At 45.4% G+C, this 18,528-nt stretch carries 17 protein-coding genes, 4 pseudogenes and 1 riboswitch; of the genes and pseudogenes, 6 read left to right on the plus strand and 15 right to left on the minus strand.

Going from position 1 to position 18,528, the window contains the following annotated elements; all coding sequences use genetic code 11:
• Positions 1-82: 82 nt before the first annotated feature.
• Complete coding sequence (locus tag ACVA54_RS07170) at positions 83-1,090, plus strand: adenosine deaminase (protein ID WP_099080356.1); 1,008 nt, start codon at positions 83-85, stop codon at positions 1,088-1,090.
• 59 nt (positions 1,091-1,149) lie between these two features.
• On the opposite strand, the gene ACVA54_RS07175 is transcribed toward ACVA54_RS07170, so the two are convergent.
• The 3 genes from ACVA54_RS07175 to ACVA54_RS07185 all read right to left on the minus strand — a co-directional run bounded on the left by ACVA54_RS07175 (position 1,150) and on the right by ACVA54_RS07185 (position 4,017).
• The gene (locus tag ACVA54_RS07175) at positions 1,150-2,175 is read right to left on the minus strand and encodes a TRAP transporter substrate-binding protein (protein ID WP_259343776.1); all 1,026 of its coding nucleotides are present in this window, start codon (positions 2,173-2,175) and stop codon (positions 1,150-1,152) included.
• Between the two features lie 603 nt (positions 2,176-2,778).
• Positions 2,779-3,498 (minus strand): SDR family oxidoreductase, encoded by a 720-nt coding sequence (locus ACVA54_RS07180; protein ID WP_099079093.1) that lies wholly within the window; start codon positions 3,496-3,498, stop codon positions 2,779-2,781.
• Between the two features lie 213 nt (positions 3,499-3,711).
• Complete coding sequence (locus ACVA54_RS07185; protein WP_446596425.1) at positions 3,712-4,017, minus strand: isoamylase early set domain-containing protein; 306 nt, start codon at positions 4,015-4,017, stop codon at positions 3,712-3,714.
• Positions 4,018-4,208: 191 nt separating this feature from the next.
• On the opposite strand from ACVA54_RS07185, the gene ACVA54_RS07190 reads away from it, so the two are divergent.
• Positions 4,209-4,586, plus strand: coding sequence for a hypothetical protein (locus ACVA54_RS07190; RefSeq protein ID WP_446649491.1), 378 nt, complete (start codon positions 4,209-4,211; stop codon positions 4,584-4,586).
• Between the two features lie 82 nt (positions 4,587-4,668).
• Positions 4,669-5,268, plus strand: a complete 600-nt coding sequence (locus ACVA54_RS07195; protein WP_446649492.1) for a thiol:disulfide interchange protein DsbA/DsbL — start codon at positions 4,669-4,671, stop codon at positions 5,266-5,268.
• Between the two features lie 45 nt (positions 5,269-5,313).
• Here ACVA54_RS07195 and ACVA54_RS07200 read toward each other — a convergent pair whose 3' ends face one another.
• The 5 genes and pseudogenes from ACVA54_RS07200 to ACVA54_RS07220 all read right to left on the minus strand — a co-directional run.
• On the minus strand, positions 5,314-5,760 hold the full coding sequence (locus tag ACVA54_RS07200) for a DUF3429 domain-containing protein (protein ID WP_099079089.1): 447 nt from the start codon (positions 5,758-5,760) through the stop codon (positions 5,314-5,316).
• A gap of 227 nt (positions 5,761-5,987) precedes the next feature.
• Positions 5,988-6,644, minus strand: coding sequence for a 3,4-dihydroxy-2-butanone-4-phosphate synthase (gene ribB, locus ACVA54_RS07205; protein ID WP_099079088.1), 657 nt, complete (start codon positions 6,642-6,644; stop codon positions 5,988-5,990).
• A gap of 186 nt (positions 6,645-6,830) precedes the next feature.
• Positions 6,831-6,971: riboswitch (FMN riboswitch) on the minus strand.
• Positions 6,972-7,103: 132 nt separating this feature from the next.
• On the minus strand, positions 7,104-7,721 hold the full coding sequence (locus ACVA54_RS07210) for a cobinamide adenolsyltransferase (protein ID WP_099079087.1): 618 nt from the start codon (positions 7,719-7,721) through the stop codon (positions 7,104-7,106).
• Between the two features lie 53 nt (positions 7,722-7,774).
• Positions 7,775-8,307: pseudogene (locus tag ACVA54_RS07215) on the minus strand (1-acyl-sn-glycerol-3-phosphate acyltransferase); the annotation flags it as partial.
• Positions 8,308-8,337: 30 nt separating this feature from the next.
• A pseudogene (locus ACVA54_RS07220) lies at positions 8,338-8,493 on the minus strand (HD domain-containing protein); the annotation flags it as partial.
• A gap of 231 nt (positions 8,494-8,724) precedes the next feature.
• Between ACVA54_RS07220 and ACVA54_RS07225 the strand changes: the two are divergent.
• Positions 8,725-8,907 (plus strand): hypothetical protein, encoded by a 183-nt coding sequence (locus ACVA54_RS07225; protein WP_099079086.1) that lies wholly within the window; start codon positions 8,725-8,727, stop codon positions 8,905-8,907.
• 52 nt (positions 8,908-8,959) lie between these two features.
• Here ACVA54_RS07225 and ACVA54_RS07230 read toward each other — a convergent pair whose 3' ends face one another.
• The 6 genes from ACVA54_RS07230 to ACVA54_RS07255 form a co-directional block, all read right to left on the minus strand.
• The gene (locus tag ACVA54_RS07230) at positions 8,960-10,237 is read right to left on the minus strand and encodes a cytosine deaminase (RefSeq protein WP_446596427.1); all 1,278 of its coding nucleotides are present in this window, start codon (positions 10,235-10,237) and stop codon (positions 8,960-8,962) included.
• Positions 10,238-10,246: 9 nt separating this feature from the next.
• On the minus strand, positions 10,247-11,485 hold the full coding sequence (gene codB / locus ACVA54_RS07235; RefSeq protein WP_099079084.1) for a cytosine permease: 1,239 nt from the start codon (positions 11,483-11,485) through the stop codon (positions 10,247-10,249).
• 745 nt (positions 11,486-12,230) lie between these two features.
• A complete protein-coding gene (locus tag ACVA54_RS07240) occupies positions 12,231-13,577 on the minus strand; it encodes a magnesium transporter (protein WP_119464383.1) in 1,347 nt (448 codons plus the stop codon).
• Positions 13,578-13,657: 80 nt separating this feature from the next.
• Positions 13,658-14,968, minus strand: coding sequence for an ABC1 kinase family protein (locus ACVA54_RS07245; protein WP_099079081.1), 1,311 nt, complete (start codon positions 14,966-14,968; stop codon positions 13,658-13,660).
• Between the two features lie 101 nt (positions 14,969-15,069).
• Positions 15,070-16,293, minus strand: a complete 1,224-nt coding sequence (locus tag ACVA54_RS07250; protein WP_446645705.1) for an HlyD family secretion protein — start codon at positions 16,291-16,293, stop codon at positions 15,070-15,072.
• Complete coding sequence (locus tag ACVA54_RS07255) at positions 16,293-16,619, minus strand: MFS transporter (protein ID WP_099079079.1); 327 nt, start codon at positions 16,617-16,619, stop codon at positions 16,293-16,295. The genes ACVA54_RS07250 and ACVA54_RS07255 overlap by 1 nt, the downstream gene beginning before the upstream one ends.
• 107 nt (positions 16,620-16,726) lie before the next feature.
• Here ACVA54_RS07255 and ACVA54_RS07260 point away from each other — a divergent pair, with 107 nt between their 5' ends.
• A complete protein-coding gene (locus ACVA54_RS07260) occupies positions 16,727-17,728 on the plus strand; it encodes an AraC family transcriptional regulator ligand-binding domain-containing protein (protein WP_446579395.1) in 1,002 nt (333 codons plus the stop codon).
• A 33-nt stretch (positions 17,729-17,761) separates the two neighbouring features.
• On the opposite strand, the pseudogene ACVA54_RS07265 reads toward ACVA54_RS07260, so the two are convergent.
• Positions 17,762-18,049: pseudogene (locus tag ACVA54_RS07265) on the minus strand (pyridoxamine 5'-phosphate oxidase family protein); the annotation flags it as partial.
• Here ACVA54_RS07265 and ACVA54_RS07270 point away from each other — a divergent pair.
• A pseudogene (locus ACVA54_RS07270) lies at positions 18,032-18,526 on the plus strand (aminotransferase class I/II-fold pyridoxal phosphate-dependent enzyme); the annotation flags it as partial. The pseudogenes ACVA54_RS07265 and ACVA54_RS07270 overlap by 18 nt on opposite strands.
• Positions 18,527-18,528 lie beyond the last annotated feature (2 nt).

The following is an 18,528-nucleotide window of genomic DNA, read 5'->3' on the forward strand; positions in this document are numbered from 1 at the left end:
TTGTAATGGCGTTCGATTTTTTCCAATCACTATCTATTCTTAGAGTAATTGCATCCACAAAACATAACTAAATAGGTGGAATATGAATGCATTTATTCAAGGGCTTCCAAAAGTAGAGCTGCACTTACACATTGAAGGTTCGTTAGAACCGGAGCTGCTGTTTGAACTTGCAAAACGAAACAACATCGACATTCCATATGACTCTCCAGAGACATTACGCCGCGCTTACGAATTTGAGGATTTACAGTCTTTCCTCGATATCTATTATCAAGGCGCGAACGCGCTGCGAACCGAACAAGATTTTTATGATCTCACTTGGGCATATTTAGAACGATGTAAAGCGGACAATGTCATCCATACCGAGATCTTCTTTGACCCGCAAACGCATACCGACCGAGGCATTGATTTTGATACTGTTATTAATGGCATATACCGAGCCATGCAAGACGGTCACGATAAGCTTGGTATCACTTCGCAGATCATCGCGTGCTTCTTGCGCCACCTTTCAGAAGAAAGCGCCTTTGAAACGTTGCAATCCGTCCTGAATCATCAAGATAAAATTATTGGTGTGGGGTTGGATTCTTCTGAGCAGGGGCACCCTCCAGAGAAGTTTAAGCATGTGTTCCAGCAAGCCAAAGTGGCGGGTTTACTAACCGTTGCGCACGCAGGGGAAGAAGGGCCAGCGCAGAACATTATTGATGCGATAGAAATGCTTGGCGTTAACCGTGTCGATCATGGTGTTCGCTGCGTAGAAGATGCGTCTTTGGTAGAAAGATTGATTGAGAGCAAAATGCCATTAACGGTGTGCCCACTTTCCAATATTAAATTGTGCGTGTTTGATAACATGGCGCAGCATAATATCGTCGAGCTACTTCGTAAAGGTGTGGCAGTCACGATCAATTCAGATGACCCCGCTTACTTTGGCGGCTATATGACAGACAATTTCTTAGCGGTGAGTAACGCTCACTCGATGAGCAAACAGGAGTTGGCTCAGTTCACTATTAACGCCATCAATGCAAGTTTCATCAGCGATGGATTAAAAACAGAGTATCGTGCGCAGGTAGAAGATTATCTGACTGCTTACCAGTAGGAAAAGGCAGACAGTGAAAGGGCTAGTTTGTTAGCCCTTTTTCAAGTGCATGATCAATATTATTGCTGACTTGCGTCAAGGTACGCCTTGGAAGACATATTTGTCCAAGCCCGTACTTTGGTTAAATACTGTTGCTGCGACTCAATAATCTCTTTGGTTAAAGGATCATTACTGGCTTGTTCTTGGAGCAGATCCTCGGTCGCTTTTTGCATCGCTTGCAGTACTTCTGGTGGGAAGTCTCGGACTTTAATATCAGGGTACTCTGCACTCATTGTTGCCCAGCTATTTGCGTTAGCATCGACTGCTTGGGTATACATATCAAAGGCAGCCACGCGGAACGCAGTTTCCAGAATTGAGCGTAAATCAGCGGGCAGTGTTTCCCATGTTTTCTTATTTACGAGGAACTGGGTTTCAGATCCAGGTTCATGCCACGCGGTGTAATAGTAAGGCGCAATTTTTTGGAACCCCATTCTTAAGTCAAAAGCGGGACCAACCCACTCTAACGCGTCTATCGTTCCTCGTTCTAGCGATGTGTAAAGTTCACCGGGTGCGATATTGGTCGGTTTTGCGCCAACCTTTGCCATTACCTCCCCAGCAAAGCCCGGAATGCGGATCTTCAAGCCTTGCAAATCATCGAGAGAGTGGATCTCTTTCTTAAACCATCCTCCCATTTGGATATCTGAGTTACCACCAGGAAACGACAGTAAGTTGTGCGGGGCGTAGACCTTTTCCATCAACTCCATGCCTCCGCCTCGGTAGAACCAAGCGTATTGCTCGGTCGAAATCATGCCAAAGGGCATAGAAGAGAAATAGAGGGTATTGGGCACTTTTCCTTTCCAGTAATACGAGCTTGAGTGACCCAGATCGTATTGGCCTGATTTGACCATATCAAAAATACCTAATGGCGCTTTGTGCTTGTTAGCGGAATCAATACGAATCACCAAGCGTCCATTGGACATCTCTTCGGCTAATTTCGCCATATTTTTGCTGGCATCGCCGAGAATCGGGGTATTTGGTCCCCAAGTTTCTGCGAGTTTAAGTCGGTAAACCTTATCGGCACCGAAAGCGGAAAAAGCACTCAGCATCAAAGGCAGAGTCCAGGCGGTGGTGAGTAGCGAGCGTAATATCGGTTTTGTAGGCAGCATGACAGAATGACTTCCTTATTCTTTTGTTTGTAATGCTTACTAGCTTTTATTTTGTTGATTTTTTAGTCAATCTTATTTTTATGCTTGCATTCACTTGGGCTCAGACGGAAAACCTAAGCAAAATGATGGAACTAGGGGAGCATGCTAGGCGTGCTGCCATCTGAGGATGAGAACGTATGCCGTAGTAGTGATCATGAGAGCATGATCTTCATACCAAAAGTGCAGTGTAGGTCACGGTGATGGGAAACGAAAGTAGTGTTGCCTTTAACCTCCCCCCCATTTAAAAAAGCGGGGGCTTCGAGGGACAAAGCCCCCAAAAATGAAAAGGCATTAAATTGCAAATAGACGAGTAACGGGTAGAGCGTGAAATATTTGTGAAATTTGCAGGGGAAAAGCACGAATTTTATGCAGTTGAGACAGTTTATAGCTCATGAGTCAAGATTGTAGCTAGTGTGGCTGATTTTTAATCAGTGTAAACATAATGCCAGAGACGCGAGAATGAGAGTAGACAAGCGGCCCGTTGGCAGGGGCCGCGATGTGAAACTATGGCTGTTGTTTAGTCGGTGCCAATGCGATTTCACGGATACAGACGTTCTGTGGTTGTTGGTAAGCAAACACAACGGCACGAGCAATGTCATCAGCAGCAAGTACGCCGCCCATGTCTACTTTCCATGCATCGTAACCATCTTTGATGTCTTGAGACGTAGTGTGAGAAAGCAGTTCCGTTTCTACAGCACCCGGTGCGATAGTGGTAACACGAACGTTAGACGCCGCCACTTCTTCACGCACGTTTTCGGAGATAGCGTGCACCGCGAACTTAGTACCACAGTATGCCGCGTGATCTGGGAAGGTTTTCTTACCTGCGATAGAGCTGATATTGATAATCGTACCGCTATTGCGGGCTTTCATCGGAGCAAGAACCGATTGCATGCCGTTTAACAGGCCAAGCACATTCACATCAAACATGCGCTTCCATTCTGAAGCATCCTGAGCATCAATTTGACCAAGTAACATTACACCGGCGTTGTTCACCAACGCATCTGCTGGTCCAAATTTCTCTTCTGCTTTCGCAATAGCGGCTTCAAAAGAAGATTTGTCTGTTACGTCTACTTTCTCACAGAGTGTATTTGGTAAGTTCAGTGCTTCCAAACGTTCTACGCGGCGAGCCAGAAGAAGAAGAGGGTGGCCTTCATCGCTTAAGCGACGTGCGATAGCTTCACCAATACCTGAGCTTGCGCCCGTAATTACGATCAGTTTTTTCATCTTTTGTTTCCTTTTTATTCTTGCTTGAAAATCGCTTTGTTTGAAAGCAGTTGTTTCGCTGCAATGTGGGTAATATTAAGGAAATGACATTTGTTGATATATATCACTTTAGCTAAAACACTGTTGTTGGCTGGAAACAATAGCGAATTACCTTGCTTTATAATAGACATAAAAAAGGCGCACGAATGCGCCTGTAGAAGGTTGAATGAAATGTTATGAAGATTCCGCCGCGGTACAGACGACACTGTTGTCACTACCAAAGCCGTTAGGCACATAAGCATCGGCGTATGGGTCGTTCTCCCATTCTTCGTCATCAAACAGGTAACGGAATTCAATATTTTTCTCCTTCGGCAAGCGTGTCTTAAATTTAAACTGACCACTTTTCTTTACGAGTTTCATGGGTTCTGGTTGCCAGTTATTAAAATCGCCTGCAATTTGAATCGATTGCCACTGATTTTTGTCTAGCTCGAACGTGACTTCGACTTCATCTTTCGTTTTAAAGAATCTCTTTTTAAGCATTAACTCTTCCTTGTTTGTTCAAAAACCGTTCTAACTATTACTCAGGCTTCACAGGAATTTCAAGCCTTATCGAACGGTATTCGATGGAGACTACGGATGAATACGTTTTCTGTATGGGTTGTGGAGTGTCTCACTTGTAAGCAAGAACGGTTTCTGTATGATGAAGACTCACCGTATTTTGAAGATGTTGTATGTTGAGTTTTAACCGCACATTCACGACGACGATGCTTTGCCTGCTAGCCATGCTGCTAACGGGTTTTGCCTCTAGTGTGCGTGCGGCGAAGGTGCAGATAGAGGCACTGTGTGCTCAAGAGCAACAATTTGATCTTCAGCAGCACCAGAGGGTGAACAAAAGCGATTGGGTTGAATCGCATCACAGTGACCACCTGATGGAGAAAGGACAGCAAGCTCATACAAGCTGCAGTTCTTTATGTATCGTTAAAATGCCTATCAACTTGTTGCATGATGACTTGATGCTGCTGCCCCACCAGCTTGCTCTTATCGATAAATCATCAACGCCGAAAGCCGTGGCCGTGGTTTATAAAACTTACCGCCCTCCAATTGTTTGATTCCCACATTCATCATTCTCCAGTACCGCTGGATTCTTATTAATTAGTGAATATGGCACTCGTGTGTCAGAAGGAATCAAACATGAAAAAACTACTCGCGCTATGCAGCACTCTTTTACTGACATTTACCACTCACGCTGCGCAATTTGAAGAAGGTAAGCATTACAAAGTCTTGGATGTGGCAAAAGCCAGCAAACCCACCGTTACGGAGTTTTTCTCATTTTACTGCCCACACTGTTATAAATTCGAAGCAGTGGTGGAGAACTTAAAATCAGCACTACCAGAAGACGCAAGCTTTGAGAAAGTTCACGTTGCCTTTATGGGCAGTGATATGGTGGTGCCAATGGCAAAATCATATGCAACGATGGTGTCGTTAGGTGTTGAGAAAAGCATGGTTCCGGTTATGTTCGCGCAGATCCACCAAATGCGCCAAGCCCCACGCGATGAAGTCGAACTAAAGCAGATCTTTGTCGATAATGGTGTGGATGCGAAGAAGTTTGACGCGGCATACAATAGCTTTGCTGTAAACTCGATGCAAAAGCAGTTCGATAAGAAATTTGAAGAGAGTACTCTGACAGGGGTACCTGGTGTATTAGTGAATAACAAGTACATTGTGCTTGCGAACGAGATCCGCAGTTACGATGAGTACAATGAGTTGGTGAACTACTTACTTACCCTGTAAGCATTGACGCAAAATCAAAAATGGCGACCTCGGAGGTCGTCATTTTTATGTAATTAATACCAGACCATGCATTAACACAACGCCAGCAGTGAGCTTTCCTCTCATTAGTTGATAGCCTTTTGGCTCTACTTCTTTCTCTACTTTTCTTATTAGTTTTTCTGCGTACCAAACTGCGACATAACCAATGGCTAAGAGTAGCGTTGCCACCATGTGATTCTTGTTGCTTTGCAATAGGGCGGCCCAAGCGAGCAAGACGAATAGGTTACTGAGTATCAATGCATTACGACTAAGGCGATGGTAATAATGGTCGATGCCGTTGCCCCATAAATTGCCAGACAAAAAGCTCAAAATAACGGCGCTGTATGTGATGAAAAATTGCTGGCCGTTTAAGTCAAACAATACGGTGTCAGTAAGGATGAGTACTAAGCTAAACAGAAAAGGAATGAGGCCTAAATATCCCAGCTGTAACATGGTAGAACGTGTCGTCGCCATAGCAGTCTTCCTTATCGTTATTGTTCGGTGGCATTAGTAAGCGTAGTACTTATCTAACCAAGTAACCTAAGTGAGAACGACTTGGCTTGCAGACGTGCCAATGCTCGGAATTCAGCCCCTTTAAGCCAAATGAGTATGCATAAAGTGAAACGTTGGACGGTAGGATAGAGCGACGGGTAGAAAAGCCGCACGAGTATGCGGCTTAGAACAGTTTGATAGCTAAGTGCTTATGCGAGTTTCAAATCGAACTGATTACGGTACGCGACCATGTCTTCGATAGTCAGTACAGGCATGTTATGAAGGCGGCCAAATGCGACGATTTCCGGCGTTTTTGCCATTGTGCCGTCTGGGTTTGTGACTTCACACAGTACACCTGCAGGTTGTAGTCCCGCCATCTGCATGAGATCAACCGTACCTTCGGTATGACCACGGCGAGTCATTACACCACCAGGGCGAGCGCGAAGTGGGAATATGTGACCTGGGCGAGCCAAGTCGTCTGGCTTTGCATTTGGATTCGCTGCGGTTTTGATGGTTGTCACGCGGTCGGCCGCAGAAACACCCGTTGTTACGCCTTGCTTCGCTTCGATTGAAACAGTGAAAGCGGTTTGGTTTGCGCTGTTGTTGTTCACAACCATTGGTGGAAGTTCAAGTTTGTCTGCTTGAGCATCGGTCAGGCATAAACAAACAATGCCGCTGCATTCGCGGATCATCAGTGCCATTTGCTCGTTTGTTAGGTGCTCAACTGAATAGATAATGTCGCCTTCGTTTTCACGATCTTCATCATCAAGAAGAAGCACGCCACGGCCTTCTTTGAGAGCGATAAGTGCGTTTTCAACACGTGTGATTGGGTTGCCAAATTCGGCAAGTAGTGATGACTGATTCATGGTTAACTCCTAAATATCACCAGAATCAGGGCGGTATGAGAGATCGTTGTGTTCATCATTATAACCACAAGTTTACGCGCTAATGAATGGCATAAACCCGCACTTAACAAAAAACGCGATCAAAAAGAAACGCACCAGAACTTCTCAATAATTTGATAAATACATTGAGTAAATATGCTGGTGTATTCTTATTCTCTTTCATCCGGACTATAACCGTCGGCTCTGGCATTTCACCAGATCTGCTGACCTCGATAAATCGAGCGCTCGCGGGCTCACTCAAAAGAGTATACCGCCGGTGGGGAATTTCGCCCCGCCCTGAGAACATTGAGTCCGAACTTAACATTATTGTTTAGTCGGAAATAAAACTCCGACGACTCAGCATGAGCGGTCGGAGTAGAGATAGTACTGCGTACACTAAGAATTGAAAAGTCGAAGGTAACTATTTGATGGAAAAGTGTGCTATCGATTGAAATGATCGGTACGAATAAAATGATCGATCTGTTCTGGCACAAAGGTGTTATAGATTAGGCTGGTATGGGTTTGCTTTGTTTCGATATGATCCTGCATGCCATCTAGTCGAGTTTCTTCTACGGTGACGGTTCCATCAGAGAGTGTGTGGTCTTTGTGCATCAGGATTTGTCGTGCGCCAATCGGCATGGTGCCAGCGATGCTGCCGAGCTTTTGCGGGAAAGCCCAAACATCTTCATGCATATTGAGGCCATGATGAGGCGAATTACCCAACATGACACCAAAACCAAGATCCTGAATGCGAGTTACGATGGACGCCCCTTTCAGCGGAGAACCAATCGCGACGACATGCGAAATCAAGCTAGTAGTTGGCTGCCTGTTTGCGAGGTAGCGTTTAATCATCAGCCCCCCCAAACTATGGCCCACCAATACGTTAGCAGCGAAAGGATTAAGTGCATGATCAATAGAGTCAAACAGTGATTCTTCATTAATTGATACGGTGTTGTAACTTAACACCTTTGTTTCGTAGCCAAACTTACGCAGTTGTTGGCTAAGAGGCTGCATGACGAGCCCATGCATATAAAGACCATGTAAGATGATGATTTTCATAACACCTCCTAGATTTGTGACGTTGACTTTATCCTACTAAATTCTGCACTGAACTACTGTCGGCGAATGAGCAAATCTTGCACTTCATTTTGTAACAAATGGCGATTTAGCGTTGCCGGTTGCAGTAATTCACCAATACTGACTTCAATTCGAGACCAGAATCGAGTGGATGCTTAGTTAGTGCGTGTCCATCTTTGTGGCTGAAGAACGATCCCCATAAGCCTTTTAACGCCATTGTAGTCACAGGAACAGGTGTTCGGCTTAGGAGCTTCTCAACATCAGGTCTGAATTCACCCAGTTCACCATTTGACGTTAATCGACCTTCTGGGAAGATACTAACCACTTCATCGTTATTAAGCGCTTGCTCGACTTTCTCGAAAGCACTTTCGTATATCTCTGCGCATTTGCGTGGTGAACAGATTGGGATGACGCCAGCATGACGGAAAACGTACTTAAGAACGGGCAGTTCACTGATTGATTTATCCATCACAAATCGCATCGGGCGGGTCGATGTGCCCATTAAGATAAGCGCGTCTACGTAACTGACATGGTTTGCCACAATCAGGGAAGCGCCTTGCGCTTCAATCGCATGAGTAACCGCATCATGGTATTGTTATGGATAGTTAATCTTTTCTAAAAACGAGATGGCTTTCTTCGCCACCATTGTGGAACTTTGCTTTCGGTCTGGGTGATCTTTAGGGTAGGTGAAGCAATCATGCAAATAAGAAGCAGGCAATTCTATCGCTAAATCAGCACCTTCTTTTTTACCTAGTCCGTCATTAAGTAAGCTTGAGGTATATTGTGGTCCGCGTTTAGGGTGATATTGCTGAGACCGGCAACAAATTTTATAGAAAATATGTTTGGATTACGTTCATCTTGTTGTTTTTATAAATAATGAAAATAGACGTATAATGGATGGCTATTTTTTTTTCAGTCAAAATTCATTCTAGGTGAGAGGGATAGGATTCACGCGAAATCGACAATTATAAAATGAATCCAAGAAATGCAGGATTTATATGAATTAGAGCGTAAGCTAGTGGAAGGCGGTGCAGATATGAAAGGCTTAAAAGTGGAGCCCGCGATTGTGGATGAAGAGGGCAAGATCGTCTATTTAGGCCGTTCTCCTTCCATGTTGAGAAACATCATTAGTTGTCAGCAAAAGCTTACGCAACGAATGAAAAAATAAAACAAGGGTCTGATAGTATCAGCCCCTTGTTCTTTTTTATTCAGAGTGGCTATTAACGTTTAAACGTTACTTGTTCTTGTTCACCAAGATGAATGTGTGTTGTCGCTGGTTGAGTTTCCGCAATCACGTTACCGTGACGAACGGAGTAACGCACTGGCACTTGGCGGCGTACTGCATCAAAACCGTTTTCAGCAGGAAGGATCAGTAGGTTACCAGGTTTGCCTTCTTCAATACCGTGCTTGTCTTGAATGTTCAGCGTACGGGCTGAATTGGTGCTGATCAGATCCAGTGAGTTATTGATTTGATCGTAACCCATCACTTGGCACACATGCAGACCCATGTGCAGAACTTGCAACATATTCGCTGTACCTAGTGGGTACCAAGGATCAAACACATCATCATGACCAAAACATACGTTGATGTTGGCATTCAGCATCTCTTTAACGCGTGTTACACCACGGCGTTTCGGGTAGTCGTCAAAGCGACCTTGTAGGTGAATGTTCACCAATGGGTTTGCAACGAAGTTGATACCAGACATGCGCAGTAGGCGGAATAGGCGAGAGGCATAGGCGCCGTTGTAAGAGCCCATTGCCGTCGTATGGCTTGCTGTTACCTTGTGGCCCATATTGAATTTGTGCGCTAATGCTGCCAGTGTTTCAACAAAGCGAGATTGTTCGTCGTCGATTTCATCACAGTGTACGTCGATCAGGCGGTCATATTTTTGTGCCAGTTCGAACACATAGTGTAGGGATTCAATACCGTATTCACGAGTGAACTCGAAGTGTGGGATTGCACCGATAACGTCTGCCCCCAGTTGAACGGCTTCTTCAAGCAACTCTTTACCGTTAGGGTAAGATAAGATGCCTTCTTGTGGGAAAGCAACGATTTGAATGTCGACCCACTCTTTCATCTCTTCACGCACTTCCACCATCGCTTTTAGTGCGATAAGGGTAGGGTCAGAAACGTCAACGTGAGTACGCACGTGCTGAACCCCATTGGCGATTTGCCATTTTAGTGTTTGCTTTGCACGTGCTTTGACGTCTTCAATCGACAGCATTTCTTTGCGTTCAGCCCAGCGCTCGATCCCTTCGAACAGTGTACCAGAGATGTTCCAACTCGGTTCACCAGCAGTCTGGGTTGTATCTAAGTGAATGTGCGGCTCACAAAAAGGTGCGACAGCCATGCCGCCCTCGGCATCGAGTACGTCACCTGAGTAATTTAGCTCTACATTATTGTTTTCAATACGCTTGAATTGACCATCCTCAATCAGTATTTGCTGGAGACCTTCCTGTCCCTTTAGCGTAGCGTTCTTGATCAATAGTGTTGTCATGCTGGTTCCTTACGCTGGCTGTTCAGCCAGTGTCTTTTTATTAAGAATGGGATTAAGAGTCAGGTAGCTGATTGCGCCGCCTAGTACCGCGTTAACAGGAACCACACCTGGAAGGAAGTGACCCGCTGCTACACCAATGGCAACGGCGATAATGCCAGCCCAGTTAACAGTTTGGAACTCCGCCGCGTCGAAATTTTTATAACGTTTACGGTTTACTAGGAAATCCGCGATGATAACGCCGCCAATTGGTGGAATAGCAAGCGATAGGAACGTTAACCAGCCAACAAAGTTATTGTAGAGCCAAAGTGCGCAAAGTGTTCCTACCACGCCATTAGCCATGGAAATGTATTTACTTGGTAAACCAGTGATGTTGGAGAAGCCAAGACCGGATGCGTAAAGCGCATTGTCATTGGTTGTCCAAATGTTCAAGCCTAGAACGATAATGGCAGGGATCAATAAACCTTGCGCGATCATCACTTCGGAAATGTCAGACTGACCGGTTACCGCTGCACCAGCAGCGCCAAAGACAAACATGAGTGAGTTACCAATAAAGAAGGCAATCATGGTCACCATGACGGCGCCTTTTGGGTTTTTACCGAAACGGACGAAGTCCGCCGTTAATGTACCCGCACTAATGAATGAACCAACTACCATTGCCAATGCGACTGAGAAATCAAGGGGCTCAACTGGTTGTACATTTTGTAACTCAGCGATACCACCGATGCTGTTTATCGCTTCGATCACGGAGTAGCCGCCAAGTAGTGCAATGGCAGGAACAGCAATCGCCGATAGAATCATCAGTGCAGAGATACCAAAGTAAACGGTCGCGGTCATTAAGAGACCAGAGAGAATGATGAGGGAGTTAGTGTCAATGCCTGTCGCCTTGTGAACCGGAATGGCAAACATTGCCACGCCAACACCGAACCAGCCAACTTGTGTACCACCAAGCAGTGCGGAAGGAAGCCAAGAGCCTTTAGAGCCAAAAGAGAAACGAGCAAGAAGGTGAGTAGAAAGACCAGTAGAAGCGCCGATGTAACCAAGGAAAGAAGTGTAGATGCCGAGAATTAGGTTACCAATGAGAACAGCGAGGAGGAAATCATCAAAAGAAAGGCCAGTACCGAGCGAACCGCCCGTCCACATACTCGCGGAGAAGAAAGTGAGTCCTAACATTACCATGGTTAATGAAGCGACCCCCTTTCTGGCACTGTTAGGAACTGGTCCAAGACTGTAGTTATTGTCTGCAGCCATTTTTACCTCCGCAAAGAAAAATAAAATGAATTATCGAACCCAAATTCTGGGTAAACGGCGCGTATTATCGTGATGTAAATTCCATAGTCAATGTGTTTTTTGTTATTAAAACGTTTGTTTGAGGTTTTTTTGTTGTTTTTTGGTTTTAAATCAGTGGCTTGTAATTTATTTTTAGAGTGAAAAATGTTTGTTAATGGCCTCTGCATTTTACTGAAAGTGTAATGAAATCGGTATTATTTCCGTTAATGTTATGTCCTGTTTGAATTTGATGGTTTCTTTCTTAAGTCTGTTGCTGTCGTCCCTTTATGAATGAAAAAGCAAACGTTTCCTTGGTGTTTATTTTTGTTGTGTTCATTATTTGAACGCAATCTGTCAAATTTGGTTGTGGTTATGATGATTAGTTGGCATTTTTGGTCTGGAGTGTTTATTTTTTATGGTTATCTTAACCGTAGGTGGCCAATGAAGGATGAAATGATTTTGTGTGTGGCGTGGTGCAAGCCGGTTAAGTACGTAAGGAAAGAATAGTGGGGGGGTAAAAAAAAAGCCAACCGCAGCAAAGCGATTGGCCTATGTATGCGTGAACAAGTCGAGTTCACGAACAACGTCAGTTGGCTAGGTGACCCTCGGCTTAAAAAGGGTCACTATAAGCATAGCAGTTCATGTGCATTTTACCTTAAATAATATGAATAAATCGCTTTGCTGGTATTACTAGTCTTTATTAATCAGTTAGATGACGGTGCTAATTTTATAACATGACTAAGCTCGCAGTACCCAAGAAGGCAAAGAAGCCAACCACATCAGTGACGGTCGTTAAAATGACCGAACCTGCTAACGCGGGGTCAAGCTTCAACTTATCTAAAGCTATTGGTATAAGTACGCCAAACAACGCTGCCGTGATGATATTAACGATGATGGCCAGTGCAATGGTTGCACCTAATACGGTAGATTGAAACCAAAGTCCTGCTAAACCACCAATGATTAGTGCCCACAATAGTCCGTTTAAAGAGCCGATGCCCAGTTCATTTTTCAATAAAGCAAAACGGTTACCAGGTGTGATCTGATTGAGCGCCATCGCACGAATCATCAGAGTCAGTGTTTGGCTACCTGCAATACCACCCATCGATGCGACAATCGGCATCAAAACGGCTAACGCGACTACTTGAGCAATGACATCTTCAAACAGACCAATGGTTACCGAAGCGAAAATAGCGGTGATGAGGTTGATCCCAAGCCAAACCCCACGTTTTTGAGAGCTTTTCATGACAGGGGCGAATAAGTCATCACCTTCATCCATACCTGTACCCGCCATCAAACGAGCTTCGTAAATCTCTCGCTGAGTACTGAGTGCAAATTGCCAATCCGCTTCGCCAATTAAGGTTTGGTCTGCATCGGTGACGGGAAGTGCTGAGAGCGCACTGTGCTCTAATGCTTCTACGGCTTCTGGTAATTTCATTTTACTGTCGAGCACAGTGACGGTTTCAATCGCGAGCGTATTTAGTCGAATGTCGCTTTCACCTCGCAGTAACTCGTGATAGTTCACGACACCACGAAACTGTTTGCAGCGGTTAATTAAATACACATGTTGTGGTGCGTCATAGCTGTAGCGAGCCATCAGCATACGTGCTTTTTCTACCGTAATGTTGAATGGAAGTGTAATGATCTTACGCTCAGCCCAGCGGCCGAGTTCATCTTCTTCGTATTCATTCGCCTGATCGTATAGCTCGAGCTCGTCTTTCTCGATGAGAGACAATGCTTCATTGATGATCTCTTCAGGGAGTGAGTCAGCCCATTCGATCAGTGAGAGATTATCTAGTTTTGCAAGGGTGAGTTTTAGTTCGACCTCAGATAAAGCATTAATGATAGAAAAACGCACATCGGCACGCATTTCGGTCAACACATCGATGTGAAACTCTAACGGCAGTGCTCGCCACAAACGGACACGATCATCAATGGGAAAAGCTTCCAGAATCAATGCGACGGAGCCTGGTTCTAAGCCGTATTCGATGGAATCATTCAGTGCGGTGATTTGATCCGCTTCGTCCGCTTTGACAATCTGTTCTATTAAAGTTGAGAGGTCTTGAAACTTGCTCACTGAGAACCCCGACAGTAGGTTGATAAACTGCTGTCAAAGTTACGCGAAAGTAGCAGAAAAACAACACCCTAAAGGGTGAGTTAACTGAGATATGGCAGAACCAGATGGTGAACGTTCACTTTTGCACCAACACGAGCGGCAAGGAAGTACATTCCGCCGATTTTTCGATGCAGGAAAAGGGCATCGGCTGGTGGTGTGTGCCAGTAATCTTGTTCCATGCTTAAAATGGTGCCTGCTTCGCGGAGCTTTTGTGCCAATCCACTGGCTTTGAAATCATAAGGTTCATCAACCAACATTGGTTCGCACGCCATTTTGACCAGATCGAGAATGGCTTTACGCTGAGCAGGCAAGATGGATTGGCTGAAGAATCCTATTTGCTCCAGTGCATCATTCAAGCCTTGTTCGTCATTGTTCACGACCGACGCGAAGGCTTGGAGATAGCCGGTACTAAAACGTTCGCTGTACTCACGAGTCGCGCCGAAATCCAGCAAGCCGATTTGGTGGGTACTCTCAATATACAAATAGTTGGCAAAATTGGGGTCGGTTTGTACCATCTTGAATTCGAACAACTCTCGGAACAGCAATTCGAGCAGACTGTGTATGACAAAATCTCGCGTATTTTGGTCATAATGTTCGATTTGCTCAATCGGACAGCCATCAATGAACTCCATGCTGAGCACGGAGTCGGAACAGCTTTTAGTGTGTATTTTCGGCACCACAAAATGAGGGGCCTTTTTCAAAGCCTCATGATAGCGAATGGCAAACTGTGCTTCGCGGTCGTAATCGGCTTCATCATGCAGTTGTTTTTTCGCTTCCTCGAGCAATCCTTTGTAATCGACAGACTCTGGAATCAATCCAACCACTTTAAGCAGTGTCCCCACATTGTTTACGTCACTATCGATGCTTTTTCTTATTCCAGGATATTGCACTTTGACTGCTAGGTTGTCACCTGCATCGCTGTAAGCTTGGTGTACTTGTCCGATCGAGGCGCTGGCAATGGGTTTGAAGTTAAAAGAGAGAAAATCGTCTTTCCAATTGACCCCCAACGAGCTTTCCATCACACCGTTCAGTTGTTTGGCTGGCATTGGGTCGGCATTAGAGCGAAGTCGAGAAAGGATGTCCGCTAATTCAGGCTCCAAGACATCACCGGCATCCATTGAGAGCATTTGACCAAGCTTCATGGCTGCACCGCGCAGGTGAGCGAGTTGGTCTGTTAAGCGTGCGATGTTCTGTGGTGTCAGCAAAAGATCTTTCGCTTTGGGTCTGTTGCCCTTTGCGATTTGCTTGGTGCCTTCTGCAATCACGTTGCCAGCAACACGGGTCGCAAGCGAGGCGAATTTGCCAAATCTTGATATACGATGGGTAGGTAGGCTTCTTTCCTTTGGCGACATGAATCTGCTCCAATATTTACTAACTATTTGTTATACGGGGACAGTACGTGCTTGGATACAAATGACAAGAAAACCGCCAGCGAAACTGGCGGTTTGGGCGTTTAGATAGAGTAGAAGAAGTACAACTGAGACTTCATTCGGATGATAATGCCCCGAATTGCATCTAGGAAGGCAAGGAAACCAATTGGCTTTTCACCGCTTACCCACGCAAGACCAACAGAACCAACTGGAATGTCATAGCCTTCAGGTTCATCAATTTTTAGGCGAACAAAGTGATGTTTATTCTGTAAGTTTTTACCCGTTGTTGCTCTTACCGAATCGTCTAAGCCTAACAGGTTGCCTTGTGATTCACCGGTTGCTTCAACGATACCCTCAACCGTTGCGGCGAAGATCTTACCAGGATATACCGATGAGGCGAACTCAGCCGGTTGACCCGGTTTGATATTGCGAATGGCTTGGTGGTTCACGCGCATCAGTACGTACTTTTCGTTGGTGTACATATTGATACGAGGCGCGACTGAGACACGCTGGCCTTCTCGTAAAATAAAGTTGGTGACAAACCCATCGGCAGGGGCGTGCACTTTTGTGCTGTTGAGATCCCACTGCGCTTTGGCGATTTTCTCTTGTGCTTGGCGAAGTTCTGCACGTTTGGTTTCGACCGCAAGTTCGGCTTTATCAATAGCAAGTTTTGCCCGTGAGATATCCACTTGCTTCTTCTTGATTTGTGACTCAAGTGTCAACACATTGTGGCGCGCCATGTCCACTGCGCTCGATTGTTTGTCGATGTCACTTTCCGTAATGGTGTTTTGCACCACGCGGTTTTGTTCAACGTAACGGTCTAACATCTTCTTTTGCAATTTGAAATCAACTTGCGCTGCAGCTAACTGGCTTTTTGATGTTTCAAGGTCTTGCACCAGCGCTTCGTGATTCGCTTCTTCAATCGAAATATCGCCTTGTGCCGTTTCAAGCGCGACTTCTGCCACATCGGCAGAGACTTTCGCTTGATTAAATGCGATTTCATATTGCGTAGGGTCGAGTTCGTAGATGAGCTGACCTTGCGCAACTTGTTGGTTAGGCTTGATATAAATGTGGTCGACTTTGCCTCTGACGTTGGTTGAATCGGGGCGAAGTTGAATATGAGGAGACTGCACCACAGAACCACCAGAGAGATCCATTGGCGTAAAGTTGATCAAACCTACCCACACAAACATCAACCAACCGACCCCACCAAGGTAAGCAAATGACTTCGTTGCTTTGTTCCAAGGCATGCCAACAAGGCGAAGCAAGTAGATAAACAGTGCCCAAACCGCTAAACCTTCTAACATTATGCCTCCTCTTGTGGCAGTGTTTCTGATTGCGGTTTACTTCTCCATGTATCACGCAGATTGAGAATGGCTTTTTCCATATCAACGAAGGCAAAGATCACCGCGAGCACCCAAACCCAGTGCCAGACGAACCCTATCCAGGTGAGGGCGGTGATGAGCCCTATCTGATGGTGATCTTTACTATGTGCTTTATTGATTGGTAATTCATGGATTTTCCAAAAGCCGTAACACGCACCAGCAACACTGGCGATTAATACGACGGCCGCAACAACATGCAAAGCGGTGTCTGCGCCTGTTCCGACAAATGGGACACTGAGTAAACTCATTAACTACTCCTCTAAGATATATGGGGTATATTGTGTTTACCTATTGAAAAGGATGGCCATTTATGACAGATTCAATCAATTGTCGGCTATATTTGATGTGATTAGTAGTGGAAACGGTTCGGTTTATTCGCGCAATGGGCATCCTAAATATTCATAACCTCGCGTTATTTAAGTATAAATTGCAGTCAGATGACCTTGGGATCCCGGCTTCTGTTTTTCATAACCCAATGACTTTGATTCCGATCCCTGCTGTCAATGAGTGGTATCGAAACCTAGAATCACGGAGTGGTGACGCTGATGTGATATTAAATTTAAGTCGGGAGGTCGATCTTCAAACACTCGGGCCTATAGGGCGCTGGCTGTTTTCGGGGAACGATTTATCCAGCACGATTCGCCGAGTGAATTATGGGGTGAGTAATTTGCAATCCGGTGCGTTTTTTGCCGGGGCGCAATCTGGGAATATCGTTAAATGGACTTATCACAATCCTTTTGTCGATGCATCGGGCAAAGTGCATGATAGCATCCGCTGCGCCACTTTTATGATAAAGGTATTGCGGGCGTTTCTCGGCCAAGATTATGCACCATTGCGAGTGATGATTTCGGGCTCAAGAAAGAACCACGCACTATACAAAGCGTACTTTGGGTGTGAGGTGATGTGGAGTCAACCTAGAACGGAGATCTGGATTCATAGTGACGATCGTCTTGCTTCAAAGCAGGTGACGCATCGTCAAGAGAGCCGCCTTGCGATGAGTTTTTCCGATTTAGATGATCTGCTCAACATGCCGGACCCAGAGGATGAGCTTAAAATCATTTATGAAGTGGTGAATTATAGCCGCCATTACGGGTTACCCACATTAGAGCAAGTATCGATGCTATTTGGGCTTTCAGAGCAGCAGTTTCAGCGTCGATTGCACAAGCTTGGGCTAAATTTTTCGACCGTTTCAGGGTATGTATTAAGCAACGTCGCAGCAGAGCAATTAAGAAAGGGCAACAGTGTGCCAGCTATCTCTCAAATGCTTGGATACAGCAATGTGGCCAGTTTCAATCGAATGTTTAAAAAGCACCGCGGCGTGACGCCAAAAGAGTATTCACTGCGTTTTGAATGTTGAGCTAATAGAACGAAGTAGCAGGGGCATCGGCTCCTATTTTTGCCAGCAATTCGGGTAGGCACTACGGTAGTCAGGCTCTTCAATCCCTTCATAAAGATCCTCACAAGCTTGAAGCGGCCCTACCACTGTTCGATAAGGCAAAACACCTGCCCAAACGGGAATATCCATATCTTGAGCCTCATCACTCACGCCAAAGTGACTGATTTTCACAGAGGCTTCGGTCAGTGGGATGCGAAGTAGCATGGTCGCTTTGAGCTCTTTCTCATTACTCAAGCGAATTTCCTGCGTTCTGCCTAGTGCAATTCGCTCAATAAAGTGATGTTTAACGGCTTGCGGTTAGGCTATCTCGTTGTGCCGGAGTCTTTAGTCGAAGATAGACTTGTGGTTAAGGATGCGCTATGTGGTGATTCGCCAACGCATACTCAAGAAGCGTTAGCGGAATTCATCACGGAAGGAGGCTTGCTTCGTCATATTCGTAAGATGCGCCGCTTATACAAAACAAAGCATGAGCAGATGAGCTTGGCTATCGAGAAATATTTGCCAGCCAGAGTGAGTGTCATTAGCCAAGCTGCTGGGCTAATGACACTAAAATGGCAACAGGGAATCGATGAACATGAATGGACAAAGCGGGCCGAAGCTCTAGGTATCGTGCTCCGCCCAATGAGTTATTATGAGCATCCTGATTTTCAGACGCGTGATTGGCATGGAGCCGTGTTGGGTTATGGCAATGTCGCGTTGGACCAGATTGATGCACTGATCCAGCAGGTGTCTCAGTTATTTGAAGAATCTGTTTTCTGATA

This window comes from Vibrio sp. PNB23_22_6 (assembly GCF_052877535.1).